Below are 18144 nucleotides of genomic sequence, written 5' to 3'. Positions count from 1 at the left end.
GGTGGGTCTGAGTCGCTTCCGTAAGCGCTCCGATATCACCTCCTCCGATCGTTTTATCTACTGGCTCGCCGTTCCGCTGGTCCTGGTGCTGCTGGTATATATCGTCATCCCGATGATCGCCACCGCCACCACCAGCCTCGAAAACGGCGGGGCCGCCTACTCCGGCTTTTTGAGCGGTAGCTCCAGCCGGGCGCTGGGCCTCTCGGTGGGGATCTCGGTGGTCTCCGTGCTCACCACGGGAATCATCGGAACGGCCCTGGCCGTGCTGCTGACCCGCTTTGATTTCCCGGGCCGTAACGCCCTACGCATCTTCGCGATGCTCCCGATGGCCCTGCCGCCGCTGATCGGCGCCGTATCCTTCTACTTCCTCTACTCGGAGAGCGGAATCCTGCCGCGCTTCCTCTCGCAGTATTTTGGGATGGACGCCGCCTCGATCTCGGCCAACGGCGTGATGGGTGTGATCCTCGTGCATACGATGACCATGTACCCGTATTTTTATCTCGCCGTCTCCTCGGGCCTCGCGGGCTCGGACGCCTCGATGGAGGAGGCCGCGCTGAACCTCGGCGCGAGCCGCTTCCGGCTGTGGCGCACGGTCCTGCTGCCGATGCTCACCCCCGCGCTGGTCTCCGGCGCGCTGCTGACCTTTATGGTTTCGATGGCCTCGTTTACCGCGCCACAGTTTTATAACGTCCAGACGCTGACGATGCAGATCGTCTCCTCGCGCACCAGCGGCGATTATCCGCTCGCGGCCTCCCAGTCAGTGGTGCTCTCGCTGGTCTCGATCCTGTTCCTGCTGGGCATGCGCTGGTATGAGGGACGCCGCCTGCACCGCGGGGCCTCCAAGGGCACCCCGCAGGCGATCCGCGTGATTCACGGCTTCCTGCCGCGCCTCTCGGCCGGCGTGGGCTCCCTGATCCTCGTGATTATTCTGATGGCACCCGCCGCGACCATCGCGCTCCTGGCCTTCACGGTGGACGGCTCCTGGACCATCCAGATCCTGCCGCCCGAATATACCTGGGATAATTTTGCCCGGATCTTCACCGATCCGGCCACGCTGCGCCCGATCCTGGTGAGCACGCAGATGGCGTTTCTTGCGATGATCGGCTGTGTGCTGGTCGGCGTGATCGCGTCCTGGGTGGTCACGCGCTGGAAGGGCCCGGGCAAGGCCGTGCTTGACGTGATGGTGATGATTCCCTGGGCGCTGCCCGGCACGGTGATCGGTGTGAACCTCGTGACGGCCTTTGCCAGCCCCAGCCCGTTTAACCTCGGCCAGGTGCTGATCGGGTCGCTCTGGATCCTGCCCGTGGCGTATTTTGTGCGCTTCCTGCCGCTGGTATTCCGCTCCGCGAACGCCGCACTGGCGCAGATCGATCCCTCGGTGGAGGAGGCCGCCCGCAGCCTCGGCGCCGGCCCGTGGCGCGCCCTGCGCACCGTGACCGTGCCGCTGATGTATCGCGGAATCCTCGCCGGAGCCCTGATGGCCTTCATCCAGGGATTTGGGGAATACGTGGCCTCCGTGGTGGTCTATCCAGCCCGGTTTGCCCCGCTCTCCGTGGAGATCTATAACCGCATCTATTCCAATCAGTTTGGAACGGCGGCGGCCTATGGCACGCTGCAGATGATCGCGATCCTGATCGTGCTGATCGTCTCCCAGCGTCTCGAAAAGCCGCGCGGCCTACGCCGCCGCCCGCGCCGCACCACGATCGACGGGACCCCCGCGGTCTCCGCGCCCGTGGTGCCCGTCTCGGCCCCGCTGGCCGGCGCCGGCACCGCCGCCCCCGCGAACGCGGCGCAATAGCGCCGCCCCATCCTTTCCGCTATCCGAATCCGGTGATAAAAATGACCACATCCCCCCTCACTCCGCGCGTCCCGCTCGTGGATAACCCCGAACTCTCGATCTACTGGGATAACCACCTGCGTGATGCCTTCCTCGAGGCCGCCCCGGTGATCTACCCTCCGTTTGTGGAGGCCAGCATCGCGCATGTTTATATGCTGTGCGAGACCGGGATTCTCTCCCGGGACCGCGCGACCCGCCTCATCTCCGGCCTGCTCACCCTCTGGACGCGTCATGCCGAGGGCCATCAGGACTATGTTTTTGACGGCTCCGTGGAGGACCCCTATTATTTCCTCGAGCAGCAGCTCGCCGCCGCCTGCGGGATCGGCACCGCCGAATTGGATGTGCAGCTCGCCCGCAGCCGCAATGACCTCGACGCCGGGGCCTTCCGCATGGTCCTGCGCCGACAGCTCCTGGACCAGGCCGACCTGGTAGTCCAGGCGGCCCGCGATGCCGCCGAGCTCGCCGAGGCGCATACCGAGAGCCTGATTATCGGGTTCACCCACCGCCGGCCCGCGCAGCCCACCACGATCGGCCACGTACTCTCGGGCTTTGCCGAGGCGCTGCTGAGCCAGGCCGATGAGATGCTCAGCGTCTATGACGAGCTGAACGTCTCCCCGCTTGGTTCCGCTGCCTTCACCGGCACCGATCTGCCCATCGACTCCGCCCTGGTGGGCAGGCTCCTGGGCTTCGACCGCTCGTTCACCGCCAGCTATGAGGCCGTGGCCGGGGCCGAACACTTTATGCGCCTGGCCGCCGTGCAGGCCCGCAGCGCCGCGACCGGGGCCCGGCTCTCCCGGGTCCTGCTGGAATGGATGACCTTCCGCTGGATCGCGACGCCCACCCCGTTCACGCAGGGCTCCTCGATCATGCCGCAAAAGAAAAACCCCGTGGTGCTGGAACATATGGTGTCCATGGCCGGGGCCTCCGCGGCCGATATGGCGGCGGTCTTTGCCAATATCGGTGCGGGTTGGTACGAGGACTCCAATAACGCCACCACCGATGTGCAAAAGCATCTGTGGCGGGCGGGGGAGCGCGGCGTGCGCTTTATGCGCATGCTGGACGGGCTTTTTATCGGCCTGGAGCTCGCCGAGCTGCCCTCGATCGAGTTCATCGTGAAGTCCGGTGCCACCACCACGGCCGTGGCCGAGGCCCTGGCCGCGCGCGGTGTGCCGTGGCGCGCCGCCCACGATGTCGTGGGAACGCTTGTGCGCGCCCAGGACCCGACGGCCTGGACGGCCGAGGACGTGGAGAGGGCGTTTATCGGCGCCGGCCTCGAGGTGAACGAGGAGCTGACCGCGCTCACGCTGGGCGCCGGTCAGCGCCCCGAACGGATTCTGGAGCGCGAGCAGGTGGGAAGCCCCGGGCGCGAGGCCGTGCGGGTGGCCGCCGGGCTGGCCCTGGGCCGGGCCGAGGAGCTGGCCGCCGGATTTGCCGCGCGGCGCGGCCACCTGGACGATACCCGGGAGGCGCTGCTCTCGCTCGCCACCACGATCTCCGAGGGTGACCAGTGGCCCAGCACACGATAACCGTCATCGGCAATACCAACCTGGACATCATGGTGTCCGGCGTGGCCGATCTTCCCGCCCCGGGCACCGAACGCATTGTGCCCGGGATCGATATCCGCGTCGGCGGCTCCGCCGGCAACTTGGCGATTCGCTGCGCCGGACTTGGCCAGCCCACCACGCTGATCAGCCGCGTGGGCCGCGATGAGTCCACGGTGCTGGTGCGCAGTGCACTGGAAATCAACCACCTGGAGAGCATCCTGGTGCTTGATGAGGAGCTGCCCAGTGCCGTGACCGTGGCCGTGGAATCACCCGGCATCGACCGGGCCTTCCTCTCCTCGCTCGGCGCGATGGCGTCCGCGGGGCTCGATGATGTTCCGGCCGCCGCGCTCTCCGCGGAATTTGTGGTGCTCGCGGGATATTTCCTGCTGCCGGGCTTCCGGGGGAAAAACCTCGAGGCGCTCTGCGATCGGGCCCGGGCCGCGGGTGCGCGCACCGTGCTGGATACCGGCTGGCCCCCGCAGGGTTGGACCGAGCCGGTGCGAGCGGAGCTGCTGGCCGCGCTGCGCACCGTGGATGTTTTCCTGCCCAATGACGATGAGCTGCTGGGCCTGACCGATGCCGGCTCGGTGCGCGAGGGTGCCCTGGCCCTGGCCGCGGAGACCAATACCGTGATCGCCGTGAAGCTGGGCTCGCGCGGCGCCGCCCTGGCCACCCCCGAGGGGCAGTGGTACGAGGAATCCACCCGGCCCGTGCGGGTCGTGGATTCCACCGGCGCGGGGGACGGCTTTAACGCCGCCCTGCTGGTCTCGGTGATTCGGGGATCCTCCTGGCCCGAGGCCCTGCGCATCGCCGTGGCCTATGCCACCACCCTGGTATCCACCCCCGCGGCCCAGCGCCCGGGAGTTTCCCTGCCCGAGGTGACCCGTGCATAATCCCGTGATCGCCGGGCGACCCACCGTGCAGGGGATCTCCATCATCGATTTTCATCTGCACTTCCGGATGGGTCAGGACCCGCTCACCCGCAGCCTCAGCGGCGGACAGCTCGGCGCGAGCGGGGGACCCGCGGAATCCATCTGCGATATCCACGCGGGCGGCCTCGCCACGCGCGAGGCCGCGGTGCGCGAGACCTCGGCGCAGTGGCGCCGGTCCTGGGACTTCGCCGATCCCGAGGCGGCCGAGCTGGATCGCGGCAGCCTCGGCGAGGCCCTGCGCTGGCGCGAGGAGCTGGCCCGCAACGGCGTGGAGCATGCGGCATTTGTCACGGCCGGGGGAGACGGGGAGATGCGCGAGCTTGTGGAGCGCGGCGAGGGGCAGTTCAGCGGGATGGCCGCGATGGCCGATCCGTTTGCCCCGGGCGCCGCGGCCGCGGCCGAGCGCGCATTTGGCGAGCTGGGGCTGCGCGGGCTGAAGATATTTGCGCCGCTCATGACCCGCCGCATTGACGACCCCGGCGCCGATCCGGTCTGGGCCCTGGCGGCGCAATATAACGTGCCCGTGCTGATCCATTTTGGGCACTGCGGATCGGCCGGGGGAATCGCTCATAACGACTTTATTGAACCCGCGTGGCTCGAGGCCGTGGCCAAGCGGTTCCCCTCAGTGACGTTTGTGATTCCGCATTTTGGGATTCAGCACGTGCAGCAGGTGCTGTTTTTGATGTGGGCATGCCCCAATGTGATCGTGGATACCTCGGGATCCAATCAGTGGGTGCGCTATATGGCGCAGAAGCTCACGCTGGAGGATCTCTTCCGCCGCTTTTATGAGACCTTTGGTCCCGAGCGCGTGGTTTTTGGCTCCGATTCCTCCTGGTTCCCCCGGGGGTTTGCGCGCCGATATCTCACCGATCAGCTCCGCATCTGTTGGGAGATGGGTATGCCGGCGCGCGATATTCAGGCGATCTTCGGGGGCAACGCGGCCCGGCTCCTCGGGCTCGGCGACTGGGTCCCCGCGGATAGCACTCTGGCCTGATCGTTTTTTGTGACACCCCGCGCCGGGACCGGATCGCCCGGACCGGCGCGGGGCGCGCTGAACGCAATTCGGAGACATCTTGGTCGGATGTGCAGGCCATAAAACCGGGGTGTTTCGGGGGCCGCCGCGGACCCGCTGCCCCCGCGGCCCGGACCGGATAAAACCCTGGTAATTCCGCCGCGCTCGGCCTAAACTAACGGGAGTTGCCGAGGCCGCGGCGGGGGTCCGCGGGCCCCATATTTGGGTCACAAATCGGTCACGACTGCCAGGAAACACCCGACACGCCGCCGTACGATCCGTGGCGGTTCCCCGGAACCCGCGCCGACACCGGTAGCGTGTAGATATCGCAATCACATAGAAGAACGAAGGGAGCAGGCGGATGAACGAACCGGGCACGGGCCAGAGCCCTCGCTACGATTTGGGTCTCCTGTTCACCGACGGACTTCCCGAGCTGGACGCCGATGCCGGCTACCGCGGGGCAATCGCCGCGAAGGCCGCCGGGATCACCTACCGTCAGCTCGACTACTGGGCCCGCACGGGCCTGGTGGAACCCACCGTGCGCGGTGCGGCCGGATCCGGAAGCCAGCGTCTCTACGGCTTCCGCGATATTTTGGTCCTGAAGCTTGTGAAGCGCCTGCTGGATACCGGCATCTCCCTGCAGCAGATCCGCACCGCCGTGGATCAGCTGCGCGAGGCCGGGGTTCACGACCTCGCCCAGACCACGCTCATGAGCGATGGCGCGAGTGTCTACCTGTGCACCTCCAATGACGAGGTCATCGACCTAGTCAGCCGCGGTCAGGGCGTATTTGGTATTGCCGTGGGCAAGGTGCTGCGCGAGGTGGAGTCCACGCTGGTGGAGTTTGACCGCCAGGCCTCCGATCCCGGCGATGAGCTGGCCCAGCGCCGCAAGAAGCGCTCCGCCTCCTAGCCTCCAGAGGCACCCGGCCCCGCCGATCACCCCGCACCCCCGGTGCGGGGTTTTATCTGCCCAGGGCGCCAAAACCGGCGCCGGGATAGCGCCGGAATAACAACCCCCGGAATGCGACGCCGCATGCATAAAAATCGGCGCGACGCTCCCGAACAGTGTCATAAAGGGGCGTTTTTGGGTCCCCGGGGGGAAGACGGGAAAATGTGCAGACACGCAAAAAGCCCGGCCGGAGCCGGGCTTTTTGCGGAGAAAAACTAGTTCTTTTCGATGGCCTTAGCGGTGCTATCGGCGTATTCGCCCACGCGTCCGGTGCGCAGAACGCGGTCGAGGAGCTGATCGAAGTACTTCGCCATCTCCTGGGCGCTATCGCCGGGCCAAATGTGCAGCGGTTTCGCGGCACCCTGCGCCTGCTGCAGCGAGGTGCGCTCGGGCAGCTGCGGGCTCAGGACCAGCGGGCCAAACATATCCCGGAGCTCCTTAATGCGGAACTGATGCTCCATGGACTGCGAACGCACGCGGTTCACAATGATGCCGAGGGGCTGCAGGCGCGGGCTCAGGCCGCGGCGGATCTCCTCGATCGCGCGCAGGGCGCGGTCGGCGGCGGCCACGGAGAACAGGCCGGGCTCGGTGACCACACAGACCCGGTCGCTGGCTGCCCACGCCGTGCGCGTGAGGGCATTAAGCGACGGGGCGCAGTCGATAAGCACCAGGTCATAATCGTCCTCGACGTAGGCCAGGGCCTCCTCGAGCTTCCAAATATCGCGGATGGACGGGTGCGGGCCGTCGAAGTTAATCGCGGACGGGCTCCCGATCAAAACATCCAGTGTTCCCGGGTGAGTTTTGGTCCAGCCGGAGGGCGCAATGGCCTGCCGAACTGTCTTCTCCTTCGGGGAGGCCAGGACATCCGCTACATTGAGTCGACCGGCAACCGCAATGTCCATGCCCGTGGACACATCGGACTGCGGGTCAAGGTCAACGACAAGGGTTCGAATACCCTTAGCGAAGGCTGCGGAGGCAAGGCCGAGGCTGACGGTAGTCTTTCCGACGCCGCCCTTGAGGCTAGAAACGCTAAGTACATGCACAAAAATAGATATTACCGTCACTAAGCTGTCTACACCTAAAATATGCCTGATAAGCAGGTTGGCACAGGTGCCAGAAAGGTTTACATGTTTCAGAAGATCCTCGTAGCCAACCGCGGCGAAATCGCGATTCGCGCTTTTCGGGCCGCCTATGAGCTGGGCGCCAAGACGGTAGCCGTTTTCCCCTATGAAGACCGCAACTCGATGCACCGACTGAAGGCAGACGAGGCCTATCAGATCGGCGAAAAGGGTCATCCCGTGCGCGCCTATCTGGACGTCTCCGAGATTATTCGGGTGGCCGTGGAGAGTGGCGCCGACGCTATCTACCCCGGTTATGGCTTCCTCTCCGAGAATCCCGACCTCGCCGCCGAGGCCGCCAAGCACGGCATCAAGTTCATCGGCCCGGCCAATAACGTGCTGGAAATGGCCGGCAATAAGGTCACGGCCAAAGAGTACGCGATCGCCGCGGGTGTGCCCGTGCTGCGCTCCACCCCGGCCTCGCAGGACGTTGAGGCCCTGCTCGCTGGTGCCGAGGAAATCGGATTCCCGCTCTTTGCCAAGGCCGTCGCCGGTGGCGGTGGCCGCGGTATGCGCCGCGTGGAAACCTTCGGTGAGCTGCGCGCCGCGCTGACCGAGGCGATGCACGAGGCCGATAGCGCGTTTGGTGACCCCACGATGTTCCTGGAGCAGGCGGTCCTGCGCCCGCGCCATATCGAGGTGCAGATCCTCGCCGATGAGCGGGGCAATACCATGCATCTCTTTGAGCGCGACTGCTCGGTGCAGCGCCGCAACCAGAAGGTTGTGGAGATCGCCCCGGCCCCGAATATCAGCGAGGAGCTGCGTCAGGCGCTCTATCGTGATGCGGTGGCCTTTGCCCGCTCGATCAACTATGCCAACGCCGGAACCGTGGAGTTCCTCGTGGATACCGCGGGCGAGCGCGCCGGAGAGCACGTGTTCATCGAGATGAACCCGCGCATCCAGGTGGAACACACCGTGACCGAGGAGATCACCGATGTGGACCTCGTGCAGGCGCAGATGCGCATTGCGGCGGGGGATACCCTCGAGGATATTGGCCTGAGCCAGGACACCCTGGTGATCCGCGGGGCCGCGCTGCAGTGCCGCATCACCACCGAGGATCCCACGCAGGGCTTCCGCCCGGATACCGGAAAGATCACCACGTATCGCTCGCCGGGCGGTGGCGGAATCCGCCTCGATGGTGGAACCATTAACGCCGGCGCGCAGATCAGCCCGCACTTCGACTCGATGCTCGCAAAGCTGACGTGCCGCGGACGCGATTTCCCCGCCGCGGTGGTGCGTGCCAAGCGCGCCCTCGCCGAGTTCCGAATTCGCGGCGTCTCCACGAATATCCCGTTCCTGCAGGCGGTACTCGAGGACCCCTCGTTTGAGGCCGGGGACCTCAGCACGTCGTTTATCGACGAGCGCCCGCAGCTGCTGGCCGGCCACGTGTCCAAGGACCGCGGCACCAAGATCCTGAACTGGCTCGCCGATGTCACCGTGAATAAGCCCTATGGTGCGCGCCCGATCCAGATCGACCCGGCCGAGAAGCTACCGACCCTGGACCTGAGCGCCCCCGTGCCGCTGGGTTCGCGCGAGCGCCTGCTGGAGCTGGGCCCCGTCGGTTTTGCCGCGGCCCTGCGCGCGCAGACCGCCCTCGGCGTGACCGAGACCACGTTCCGCGATGCCCACCAGTCGCTGCTGGCCACCCGCGTGCGTACCCGCGATCTTGTGGCCGCCGCGCCCTATGTGGCCCGGATGACCCCGGGGCTGCTCTCGGTGGAGGCCTGGGGCGGCGCGACCTATGACGTGGCGCTGCGTTTCCTCGGGGAGGACCCCTGGGAGCGCCTCGTGAAGCTGCGCGAGGCGATGCCCAATGTGCCGATTCAGATGCTGCTGCGCGGCCGCAATACCGTGGGGTATACTCCCTATCCCACGAGCGTGACCGACGCGTTTGTGCGCGAGGCGGCCGAGAGCGGTGTGGATATTTTCCGCATCTTCGACGCGCTTAACGACGTGGAACAGATGCGTCCCGCGATCGAGGCCGTGCTCGCCACGGGCACCGCCGTGGCCCAGGTCGCACTGTGCTATACCGGCGACCTGCTGGACCCCGCCGAGGACCTGTATACCCTCGACTACTACCTGGAGCTCGCCCAGCAGATCGTTGATGCCGGCGCGCATATGCTCGCGATTAAGGACATGGCGGGTCTGCTGCGTCCCGCGGCGGCCGCACGCCTGGTATCGGCGCTGCGCGAGCGCTTTGACCTGCCCGTGGTGGTGCACACGCACGATACCGCCGGCGGCCAGCTCGCGACGCTGCTCGCGGCCTCGCAGGCCGGCGCGGATGCCGTGGATGTGGCCAGCGCCCCGATGGCCGGCACCACCAGCCAGCCCTCGTTCTCCTCGCTGGTGGCCGCCCTGGCCCATACCGATCGCGATACGGGCCTCAGCCTGCGCGCCGTGGCCGATCTGGAGCCCTATTGGGAGGCCGTGCGCAATATTTATAAGCCCTTCGAATCGGGCCTGTCCGGCCCGACCGGCCGGGTATACCACCACGAGATCCCGGGTGGCCAGCTCTCCAACCTGCGCCAGCAGGCCATCGCGCTGGGCCTCGCGGATGACTTTGAATTGATCGAGGACATGTACGCCGCGGCCAATAAGATCCTCGGCCGTGTGCCCAAGGTCACGCCGTCCTCCAAGGTTGTGGGTGACCTCGCGCTGCACCTCGCGGCGGTGCGCGCCGACCCCGCGGAGTTTGAGCAGAACCCGGAGCGTTTTGATATTCCGGATTCCGTGGTGGGCTTCATGGCGGGCGAGCTGGGCGATCTGCCCGGCGGCTGGCCCGAGCCCTTCCGCAGCAAGGTCCTGGCCGGTCGCAACATCAACATCGAGGTGGAGGAGGTCTCCGCCGCGGATGCCGCGCTGCTGGATGGCACCTCGGCCGAGCGGCGCGCGACGCTGAACCGTCTGCTCTTCCCGGCCCCGACCGCGACCTATGAGCGCTCCAATGAGCAGTATGGTGACCTGTCGATCCTGGCCACCGCCGATTATCTCTACGGCCTCGAGCAGGGCGAGGAGACGGTAGTGGAGTTCTCCAAGGGAGTGCGCCTATATACCGGGCTGGAGGCCATCGGTGCCCCCGATAGCAAGGGCATGCGCACGGTCATGACGATCATGAACGGGCAGCTGCGACCGGTATTCATCCGCGACCGTTCCATTGCCGTGGAAACCGCCGTGGCGGAGAAGGCCGACCCCTCGAATCCCGGTCATGTTTCGGCACCCTTCTCCGGAGTTGTTACTCTTAAGGGTCAGGTTGGCGATGTGGTGGCGGCGGGAACTCCCGTGGCCTCCATTGAGGCGATGAAAATGGAGGCCGCAATTACGGCTTCCATTGCTGGAAAAATTGAGCGACTGGCGATGAGCGGCACCCAGCAGGTGGAGGCCGGCGATCTCATCGCGGTAATCAGCGCGAGCGAATAAGGCACGAACTAAACGGTTCGTGCTCAGATAGCTGGAGGCAAGGCAAATGGCATCAAAGGCCGATCAGGGCTCTGCCATGGACGAGCACGAATACGTAATTCCGCCGCTCGATGACGTGGACCCCGGTGCCGTAACCATGAGTGTTACGGCACCGGCCACGGTATCGATCCCCGTGGCGGGACTCATGAACTATGAGGATGAGGACGATTACGACGAGGATGTCCTCGGCGATGACCTCATCGATCCCTCCGAGCAGGGCGAGAGCGAGGCGTCCGAACGCCCCAGCCCCCTCTCGGTTGACGAGATGCACGCCGCGGAGGACGCGGCGCTGGTGGCCCTGGAGGCGGCCGAGGTACGCATCGCGGAGGAGGCTGCCGAGCGCGAGCGCGTGGAGCAGGCCGAACGCGAGGCCGAGGAGGCCGCCGAGGCCGAGGAGGCCGCCGAGGCCGAGCGTGTTGCGGAAGCCGAGCGTGTGGCCGAGGCTGAGCGTGTGGCCGAGGCTGAGCGTGTGGCTGAAGCTGAGCGTGCTGCTGAGATCGAGCGCTTGGCCGAGGAGGAGCGTGTTGCGGAAGCAGAGCGTGTAGCTGAGGCTGAGCGTGTGGCTGAGGCTGAGCGTGTAGCTGAGGCTGAGCGTCTGGCCGAGGAGGAGCGTGTTGCGGAAGCCGAGCGTGTAGCTGAAGCTGAGCGCGTAGCTGAGGCCGAGCGTGTGGCTGAGGCCGAGCGTGTGGCTGAGGTCGAACGTCTGGCCGAGGAGGAGCGTGTTGCGGAAGCCGAGCGTGTTGCGGAAGCTGAGCGTGTAGCTGAGGCTGAGCGTGTAGCGGAAGCTGAGCGTGTGGCTGAGGCTGAGCGTGTGGCTGAGGCCGAGCGTGTGGCTGAGGCCGAGCGTGTGGCTGAGGCCGAGCGCGTTGCTGAGGCCGAGCGTGTAGCTGAGGCCGAGCGCGTTGCCGAGGTCGAGCGCGTGGCGGAAGCCGAGCGTGTTGCCGAGGCCGAGCGCCTGGCCGAGGAGGAGCGCGAATTTGAGCGTGAACTCGAGGCGGAACGCCTGGCCGAGGCAGAAAAGGATGCTGCCGTGGCGCGTCAGGAGGCCGAGTGGGCCGCGGAGCTTCTCCGCGCCGCCGAGGCTGCCCGCGAACAGCAGGAGCGCGAGGCCGCCGCGGCCCGCGAGATCCCCGAGTCCCGGGCCGCCGAGCCCGAGGCCACAGCGGAGGCCCCCGCTCCCGCCCCCGTGCAGGAGGCCGCCCCGGCAAAGACGAAATCCAAGGCAAAAACCAAGTCCAAGGGCAAGTCCAAGGCCGCCGCGGAGGCCATAATCCCCGCCGAGCCGGACGCCGCCGAACCGGCCGTGACCGAGCCCGCCGAGCCGGCCGCCGTGGACGCCATAACGGCGGGGGAGAACCCCGGAGGCGACAGCGCCAACAGCGGGAGCGGTCCCGTGGAAAGCGTCGCCGATAATTCAGGCACTAGTGTCGAGGCGGATAAGCGTGCAGACGCCGACTCCGATTCGGTCGCGGATAACGCCACCGAATCCTCCACCACCGACATCACCGGCGAGAGCGCCGCGACTGCCCCCGCGCAGCCCGCGGCCGCGGCTCCCGCCCCAGAAAGCCAGGAAATGACCGAGCAGTCAGGTACCCCCGCGAGCAGCACCAAAACCCGTCCCGCCGAGGGAGCCGTTCCGGTTCCCGTCTCCTCGGCCGCCGTGGCCGCGACCCGTCCCACGGGTTCGGGCCACGGGGCGAAGACCGGAACGGCCGTGGGTCCCGAATCCGCGGCGCTCCTGACCGCCGATCGCCTGCTGGATAACCGGCCCTCCCGCCGCCCACACCCCACCGGATTCTGGCGTCGCTTTACCTATGGCATCTCGGGGCACCTGATTAACCTGGGTGACGCCAAGCCCGAGCGCCTGCGCAAGGAGCTGGACGCCAAGATCGGTCGCCCCCTCACCGGAGGGGCGCGCTTCATTCCGGTCCTCACCCGCAAGGGTGGCGTCGGAAAGACCACGATCACCGCGCTGCTGGGCATGGCCCTCGCGGATGCCCGCAGCGATCGTGTCATCGCGATTGATGCCAATCCCGATCGGGGTACCCTCGCCGAGCGCATCGCCCATCAGAGCCGCTATACGGTGCGCGATGTGGTGCGCGATGCCAAAACCATCGACGGATATAACGAGTTCTCCGATCACGTGGCTCGCGATGCCACGCGCCTGGACGTGCTGGCCTCCGATACCGATCCGAGCCGCTCCGAGGCCTTCAGCGCGCACGAGTATAACGTTGTAGCCGATCTGGCCTCGAAGTATTATTCGCTGATTCTCACCGATTGTGGCACCGGCATCGTCCACTCCGTGATGACCCCCACCCTGGAGCGCGCGGATACCATCGTGATTATCAGCGGTGGCAGCGTGGACGAGGCGAAGCTCGCCTCCGAAACCCTCACCTGGCTGGACCTGAACGGCTATTCCGAACTCGTGAAGAACGCCGTGGTGGTCCTCAATGCCACCTCCCACGGGACCAAGGTGGTCCGCCTGGACGAGATCGAACGCCACTTTGCCACGCGCGTGCGCGCCGTGGTTCGTGTGCCCTTTGATCCGCAGCTGGCCGCGGGTTCCGCGATCGCGTTTGAGCACCTGCAGCCCGAAACCCGCCTCGCTGCCCGCAAGCTCGCCGCGCTTGTGGTTGAGGGTTTGCCCGCCGTTCCCACCCACCGCGCAAATAATGAGGCCAAATGAGCGAACGCGAAATTCGGATCTTCGGAGACCCGGTCCTGAAGACCGTCTCCGATCCGGTCGAGCAGATTGACGACCGCGTGCGCGGCCTCGTGCAGGATCTGCTGGACTCGGTGCGGCTGCCCGGACGCGCCGGTGTGGCGGCGAGCCAGATCGGTGTGAACCTGCGGGCCTTCAGCTATAACGTGGACGGCGAGATCGGCTATCTGATCAACCCCACGATCGTGGAGGTTTCCGGGGAGAAGGAGTTTGTGGACGAGGGCTGTCTCTCGGTTCCCGAGCTCTGGTACCCGGTGGAGCGCTATCCCTTTGCGCGCGCCGTGGGTATCGATCTGGACGGTAATACCGTTGAGGTCGCGGGCACGGGTGTGCTCGCCCAGGCATTGCAGCACGAGGTGGACCATCTTGACGGGCTGCTCTATCTGGACCGCCTGACCAAGGAAAACCGGCGTGCGGCCATGAAGCAGATCCGCGAGAGCTCCTGGTTCTAAAGATCCCGGCGTTTTTACGACCCCCATCCATCGGATGGGGGTCGTTCTTTTTTGCCCGCGGGGTTGCGCCGCGTGCCCCGGGTTGCTAGGTTCATTACTGCAGTAACTAACCAATGAAGAAGGGGGTTCCGTGGAAGACGATATTCGTCCCATATTTCTTCGCATCGCCGAACTCATCGAGAACGGCATCGTCGCGGGTACCTATGCCACGGGCGACCAGGTGCCCTCCACCACGGAGCTCGCCGCGTTCCACCGCATCAACCCGGCCACGGTGGGCAAAGGACTTAACCAGCTCGTGGACCGGGGCATCCTGCATAAGCGGCGCGGCCTCGGAATGTTTGTCAGCGAGGGGGCCCGCGACGCCCTGATCGCCGAACGAAGCGCCGAATTTCACGGCACCTATATTCGCCCGCTCCTGATCGAGGCCGAACGCCTCGGGCTGGATACCACCGATATCATCGCCCTCATTTCCAGAAAGGACCACCCATGACCGAGACGGCCATTCGACTCAAGGGGGTATCGCGCTCCTTTGGCCCCACACTCGCCCTGAGCGATATTACGCTCGACGTGCCGCGCGATTCGATCACCGGCCTGCTGGGCCGAAACGGAGCGGGCAAAACCACGCTGATGTCCCTGATCGCGGGGCACGACCGTCCCGGCTCGGGCACCGTGCGGGTATTCGGGGAGAACCCCTTCGAAAACGCCGCCGTGGACTCCCGGCTGAGCTTCCTGCGGGATAACCAGCGCTACCCGGATGATCTCACCCTGACCCACGCCCTGCGGATCGCCCCGCGCTTCCACGCCGCCTGGTCCGCCGAACTCGCCGCCGAACTGGTGGCGGCATTTCGACTGCCCGCGCGCATCGACGTCCGTAAGTTCTCGCGCGGACAGCTCTCCTCCCTCGGTATCGTGCTGGGCCTCGCGAGCCGCGCCGAGGTCACCATCTTTGATGAGCCCTATCTGGGCCTGGACGCCACCGCCCGCCGGATTTTTTATGATGCGCTGCTGCGCGATTATGCGGCCCACCCCCGCACGATGCTGATCTCCACGCACCTGATCGACGAGATGGAGGCCATCTTTGAATCCGTGATTGTGGTGGAGGCCGGCCGCGTTGTGCTGGCCGCCGGAGTGGAGGAGGCCCTCGCCTCCGCCTATACCGTGAGCGGCCCCGCCGCCGTGGTTCTTGCCCAGGTTGAGGGTCGGAAGATCCTGCATACGCACCGCGTGGGCGGCCTCGCGGCCGTGACCATCGCCGGGCGCCTGCTGCCCGCCGAGGCGGCCGCGGCCCGCGAACGCGGCCTCGAAACCGCCGCCGCGAGCCTGCAGGAGCTGGTTGCCACCTATGGCTCCGTTGATACCACCACCGATTCGGAGGCCCGCTCATGAGCGCCACATCCACCGCACTCGACGTTCTCCGCCTGCACTATGTGCGCCGCAAGCTGATGTTTGGGATGCCCGTGTTTACGATCATCCTGACGCTGCTGATCTCCGGCGTGATCACGTTTATCTTCTATCGCCTGGGCTCCACGCCGGGATCGGCAGAGTGGATCCAGGGTTCGCGTTCCAATCCCGCGATGCTGTGGGCCCTCGGTGGATTTTTTGGCTATCTGGGGGTGCAATCGGTCGCGACCACGTTCCCGTTTGCGCTGAGCCTCGGCTCCACCCGGCGCAATTTTAGCCTCGGCACCCTGCTGAGCCACGTACTCACCGCCGCCTATGCGGCGCTCCTCCTGCTGGCGGCACTCGGGCTGGAAAAACTGACCAATCAGTGGTTCTCCCACGCCTACCTCGTGGACGTGTATATCCTCGGCGGGGGAGACCCGGTGCGGCTCGTCGCGATTGTATTCCTCGGGGTACTCACGGTGCTGAGCCTCGGCGGCGTATTTGGTGCGGCCCACGTGCGCTTTGGCACGCGCGGACCGCTCCTGCTCGGCGCAGGCCTGGTGATTATCCTGGGCCTGTTGGCGGGAATCCTCCTGCCGATCCTCCTGGAATCCGGGCTGTTTACGCTGGGCTGGCTCGCGGCGGCGGCCGGAATCACCATCGTGCTGGCCTGCATCGGAAACTACGTGCTGCTGCGCTCGGCCTCGGTGCGCTAGCGCACACAGAAAAATTGCCCCCGGTCCACGCGGACCGGGGGCAATTTTAGTGCCGCTATTTCAGCGAGACATTCTGGGTGGGGGTGGCGGCGTAGATTCCATCCACCACATCCGCATAATCCTTCATGATCTCGCCGCGCTTAATGCTCATCTTCGGCGTGAGGTGACCGCTGGCCTCGGTGAAGTCATGGGTCAGGATCACAAATTTGCGAATGGACTCGGCGCGGGACACCCGGGTATTGGCGGCATCGATGGCCCCCTGGATCTCGGCAAGGACCGCGGGATTATGTGCTGCCTGCTCCACCGTGAGCGAGGTATCGGCGCCGTTATTTTTGAGCCAGGTGGGCAGCATCTCCGCGTCGATCGTGATCAGGGCGGCGATAAACGGGCGGCGATCGCCCACCACCACGATCTGGCTCACGAGCGGATTGGCCCGGACCGGGTCCTCCAGCGCGGCCGGCGCGACGTTTTTACCGCCGGCCGTGACGATGATCTCCTTCTTGCGGCCCGTGACCGTGAGATAGCCCTCGGAATCAAACTCGCCCAGGTCGCCCGTGCGGAACCAGCCGTCGTTAAACGCCTCCTCCGTGGCCTCGGGGTTATTCCAATACTCCTTGAAGACGCAGTTTCCGCGCACCTCGATCTCGCCATCGGGGGCGGTGCGCACGGCGGTGCCGGGCATCGGGATTCCCACGGTGCCAATTTTGGTCTTCTCGGGGCGGTTGACCGTGGCCGGGGCGGTGGTTTCGGTGAGGCCATAGCCCTCAAGCACGGTGAGCCCCAGGGCCTTAAAGAAGTGCCCGAGGCGCGGGCCGAGCGGCGCGGAACCGGATACCGCATATTCCACGTTGCCGCCCATTGCCGCCCGCAGCTTGGAGAGCACCAGGGTGTCATAGAGCTTAAACCGGGCGCGCAGGCCAAACGAGACCTTGCCCGCGTCGAGGGCCTTGGAATATTCGATTGCCGTGGCGCTGGCCTTGCGGAAAATCTTGCCCTTGCCGCCGGTCTCCGCCTTCTGCTCGGCGGAGTTATATACCTTCTCCAGCACGCGCGGCACCACCAGCAGGAAGGTGGGTTTAAACGTGGCCAGCGCGGGCATGAGCTTGGTGGTGTCGTGCTGGTGGCCCGTGCGCACACCCGCATACATCGCGAGTACCGAGATGAAACGCGCAAATACGTGGGCCAGGGTGAGGAAGATCACGGTGGAGGCGCCGGGCGTCTCCACCACCTTGGACAGCCCCACCGCGGCATTGCGGGAGAGCTCCACAAAATTGGAGTGCATGATGACGCAGCCCTTGGGGCGGCCGGTGGAACCGGACGTATAAATCAGGGTGGCCATGTCCTCGCCGCGGGCCAGATTGCGGCGGCGCTCGATCTCCTCATCGGGCACCGCGGCACCGGCAGCGACGAGCTTATCCAGCGCACCCAGGTCCAGCTGCAGGACCGGGCCGATCAGCGGCAGATCCGCGTGCACCTCGTCAAAACGGGCAAAGTGCTCGGCGGTCTCCACGATCACGGCGGTGGCCTCGGAATCGCTCAGGATCCACTGAATCTGCGTGGGGGAGCTGGTCTCGTAGATGGGAACCAGCACGGCACCGGCGAACCAGGTGGCGAAGTCGATCAGCGTCCACTGATAGCTGGTCTTGGCGAGCAGGCCGATCTTCTGGCCGGGCTCCACTCCGCTCGCGACCAGTCCCTTGGCGAGGGCCACCACCTGGCTGAGGAACTCGGTGGCGGTGACATCGTCCCATCCGTCGCCGTTGGGGATGGAGAACAGAACTCGGTCCGGGGTGAGGCGCACGCGCTCAATCAGCAGGTCTGTTGTATTGGCTTCCGGGTCGGCGGGGACGACGGCGGGAATCTCAAACTGTGCCACGGTATCTCCTTTGTTACCTTTTGGTCAGGTTCCTCCAGTGTAGTTTGCCGCACGCCTGTGAGGGCAAAGTCGCCACGTTGGCCCGAGGATTTGTATGTTCCGTGCACGGGAGGGCCCCGTGCGGGGCGTTGCGTGGGCTGATCCATC

The 18144-nt window shown here is 65.9% G+C and carries 13 protein-coding genes; 11 read left to right on the top strand and 2 right to left on the bottom strand.

Going from position 1 to position 18144, the window contains the following annotated elements:
• Nucleotide 1: 1 nt before the first annotated feature.
• The 5 genes from KXZ72_RS03810 to KXZ72_RS03790 all read left to right on the top strand — a co-directional run bounded on the left by KXZ72_RS03810 (nucleotide 2) and on the right by KXZ72_RS03790 (nucleotide 6235).
• On the top strand, nucleotides 2–1798 hold the full coding sequence (locus tag KXZ72_RS03810) for an ABC transporter permease (protein WP_226082412.1): 1797 nt from the start codon (nucleotides 2–4) through the stop codon (nucleotides 1796–1798).
• 41 nt (nucleotides 1799–1839) lie between these two features.
• Nucleotides 1840–3363, top strand: coding sequence for a lyase family protein (locus KXZ72_RS03805; protein ID WP_226082411.1), 1524 nt, complete (start codon nucleotides 1840–1842; stop codon nucleotides 3361–3363).
• Nucleotides 3345–4274 (top strand): carbohydrate kinase family protein, encoded by a 930-nt coding sequence (locus KXZ72_RS03800; RefSeq protein WP_226082410.1) that lies wholly within the window; start codon nucleotides 3345–3347, stop codon nucleotides 4272–4274. The genes KXZ72_RS03805 and KXZ72_RS03800 overlap by 19 nt, the downstream gene beginning before the upstream one ends.
• Entirely contained in the window at nucleotides 4267–5307 is a 1041-nt protein-coding gene (locus tag KXZ72_RS03795; protein WP_226082409.1) for an amidohydrolase family protein, read from the top strand. The genes KXZ72_RS03800 and KXZ72_RS03795 overlap by 8 nt, the downstream gene beginning before the upstream one ends.
• Before the next feature lie 379 nt (nucleotides 5308–5686).
• Nucleotides 5687–6235, top strand: a complete 549-nt coding sequence (locus KXZ72_RS03790) for a MerR family transcriptional regulator (protein ID WP_226082408.1) — start codon at nucleotides 5687–5689, stop codon at nucleotides 6233–6235.
• A 254-nt stretch (nucleotides 6236–6489) separates the two neighbouring features.
• Here KXZ72_RS03790 and KXZ72_RS03785 read toward each other — a convergent pair whose 3' ends face one another.
• Nucleotides 6490–7317 (bottom strand): ParA family protein, encoded by an 828-nt coding sequence (locus KXZ72_RS03785; protein WP_226082407.1) that lies wholly within the window; start codon nucleotides 7315–7317, stop codon nucleotides 6490–6492.
• Between the two features lie 84 nt (nucleotides 7318–7401).
• On the opposite strand from KXZ72_RS03785, the gene KXZ72_RS03780 reads away from it, so the two are divergent.
• The 6 genes from KXZ72_RS03780 (at nucleotide 7402) to KXZ72_RS03755 (ending at nucleotide 16121) form a co-directional block, all read left to right on the top strand.
• Nucleotides 7402–10809 carry a pyruvate carboxylase gene (locus tag KXZ72_RS03780; protein ID WP_226082406.1) on the top strand — a complete coding sequence of 1136 codons (3408 nt, stop codon included), beginning with the start codon at nucleotides 7402–7404 and terminating at the stop codon, nucleotides 10807–10809.
• A 46-nt stretch (nucleotides 10810–10855) separates the two neighbouring features.
• Complete coding sequence (locus KXZ72_RS03775) at nucleotides 10856–13534, top strand: MinD/ParA family ATP-binding protein (RefSeq protein ID WP_226082405.1); 2679 nt, start codon at nucleotides 10856–10858, stop codon at nucleotides 13532–13534.
• Nucleotides 13531–14022 (top strand): peptide deformylase, encoded by a 492-nt coding sequence (gene def / locus KXZ72_RS03770; protein WP_226082404.1) that lies wholly within the window; start codon nucleotides 13531–13533, stop codon nucleotides 14020–14022. The genes KXZ72_RS03775 and def overlap by 4 nt, the downstream gene beginning before the upstream one ends.
• 130 nt (nucleotides 14023–14152) lie before the next feature.
• On the top strand, nucleotides 14153–14512 hold the full coding sequence (locus KXZ72_RS03765) for a GntR family transcriptional regulator (RefSeq protein ID WP_226082403.1): 360 nt from the start codon (nucleotides 14153–14155) through the stop codon (nucleotides 14510–14512).
• Nucleotides 14509–15408 carry an ATP-binding cassette domain-containing protein gene (locus tag KXZ72_RS03760; protein ID WP_226082402.1) on the top strand — a complete coding sequence of 300 codons (900 nt, stop codon included), beginning with the start codon at nucleotides 14509–14511 and terminating at the stop codon, nucleotides 15406–15408. The genes KXZ72_RS03765 and KXZ72_RS03760 overlap by 4 nt, the downstream gene beginning before the upstream one ends.
• Entirely contained in the window at nucleotides 15405–16121 is a 717-nt protein-coding gene (locus KXZ72_RS03755) for a hypothetical protein (protein ID WP_226082401.1), read from the top strand. Before KXZ72_RS03760 ends, KXZ72_RS03755 begins: the two co-directional genes overlap by 4 nt.
• Nucleotides 16122–16176: 55 nt before the next feature.
• On the opposite strand, the gene KXZ72_RS03750 is transcribed toward KXZ72_RS03755, so the two are convergent.
• On the bottom strand, nucleotides 16177–17997 hold the full coding sequence (locus KXZ72_RS03750) for an AMP-dependent synthetase/ligase (RefSeq protein WP_226082400.1): 1821 nt from the start codon (nucleotides 17995–17997) through the stop codon (nucleotides 16177–16179).
• Between the last annotated feature and the right edge of the window lie 147 nt (nucleotides 17998–18144).

The sequence above is a fragment of the Mycetocola spongiae genome, from assembly GCF_020424085.1.
GTDB classification, from domain to species: domain Bacteria; phylum Actinomycetota; class Actinomycetes; order Actinomycetales; family Microbacteriaceae; genus Mycetocola; species Mycetocola spongiae.
The sequence above is the reverse complement of the archived record's forward strand: the minus strand, read 5'-3'. Positions and strand labels throughout refer to the sequence as shown.

Excerpts from the sequence above, each read along its gene's own strand:
- KXZ72_RS03805 (WP_226082411.1), top strand. The coding sequence starts at position 1,840 with ATGACCACATCCCCCCTCACTCCGCGCGTCCCGCTCGTGGATAACCCC.
- KXZ72_RS03790 (WP_226082408.1), top strand. The coding sequence starts at position 5,687 with ATGAACGAACCGGGCACGGGCCAGAGCCCTCGCTACGATTTGGGTCTC.
- KXZ72_RS03780 (WP_226082406.1), top strand. The coding sequence starts at position 7,402 with ATGTTTCAGAAGATCCTCGTAGCCAACCGCGGCGAAATCGCGATTCGC.
- KXZ72_RS03775 (WP_226082405.1), top strand. The coding sequence starts at position 10,856 with ATGGCATCAAAGGCCGATCAGGGCTCTGCCATGGACGAGCACGAATAC.
- def (WP_226082404.1), top strand. The coding sequence starts at position 13,531 with ATGAGCGAACGCGAAATTCGGATCTTCGGAGACCCGGTCCTGAAGACC.
- KXZ72_RS03760 (WP_226082402.1), top strand. The coding sequence starts at position 14,509 with ATGACCGAGACGGCCATTCGACTCAAGGGGGTATCGCGCTCCTTTGGC.
- KXZ72_RS03755 (WP_226082401.1), top strand. The coding sequence starts at position 15,405 with ATGAGCGCCACATCCACCGCACTCGACGTTCTCCGCCTGCACTATGTG.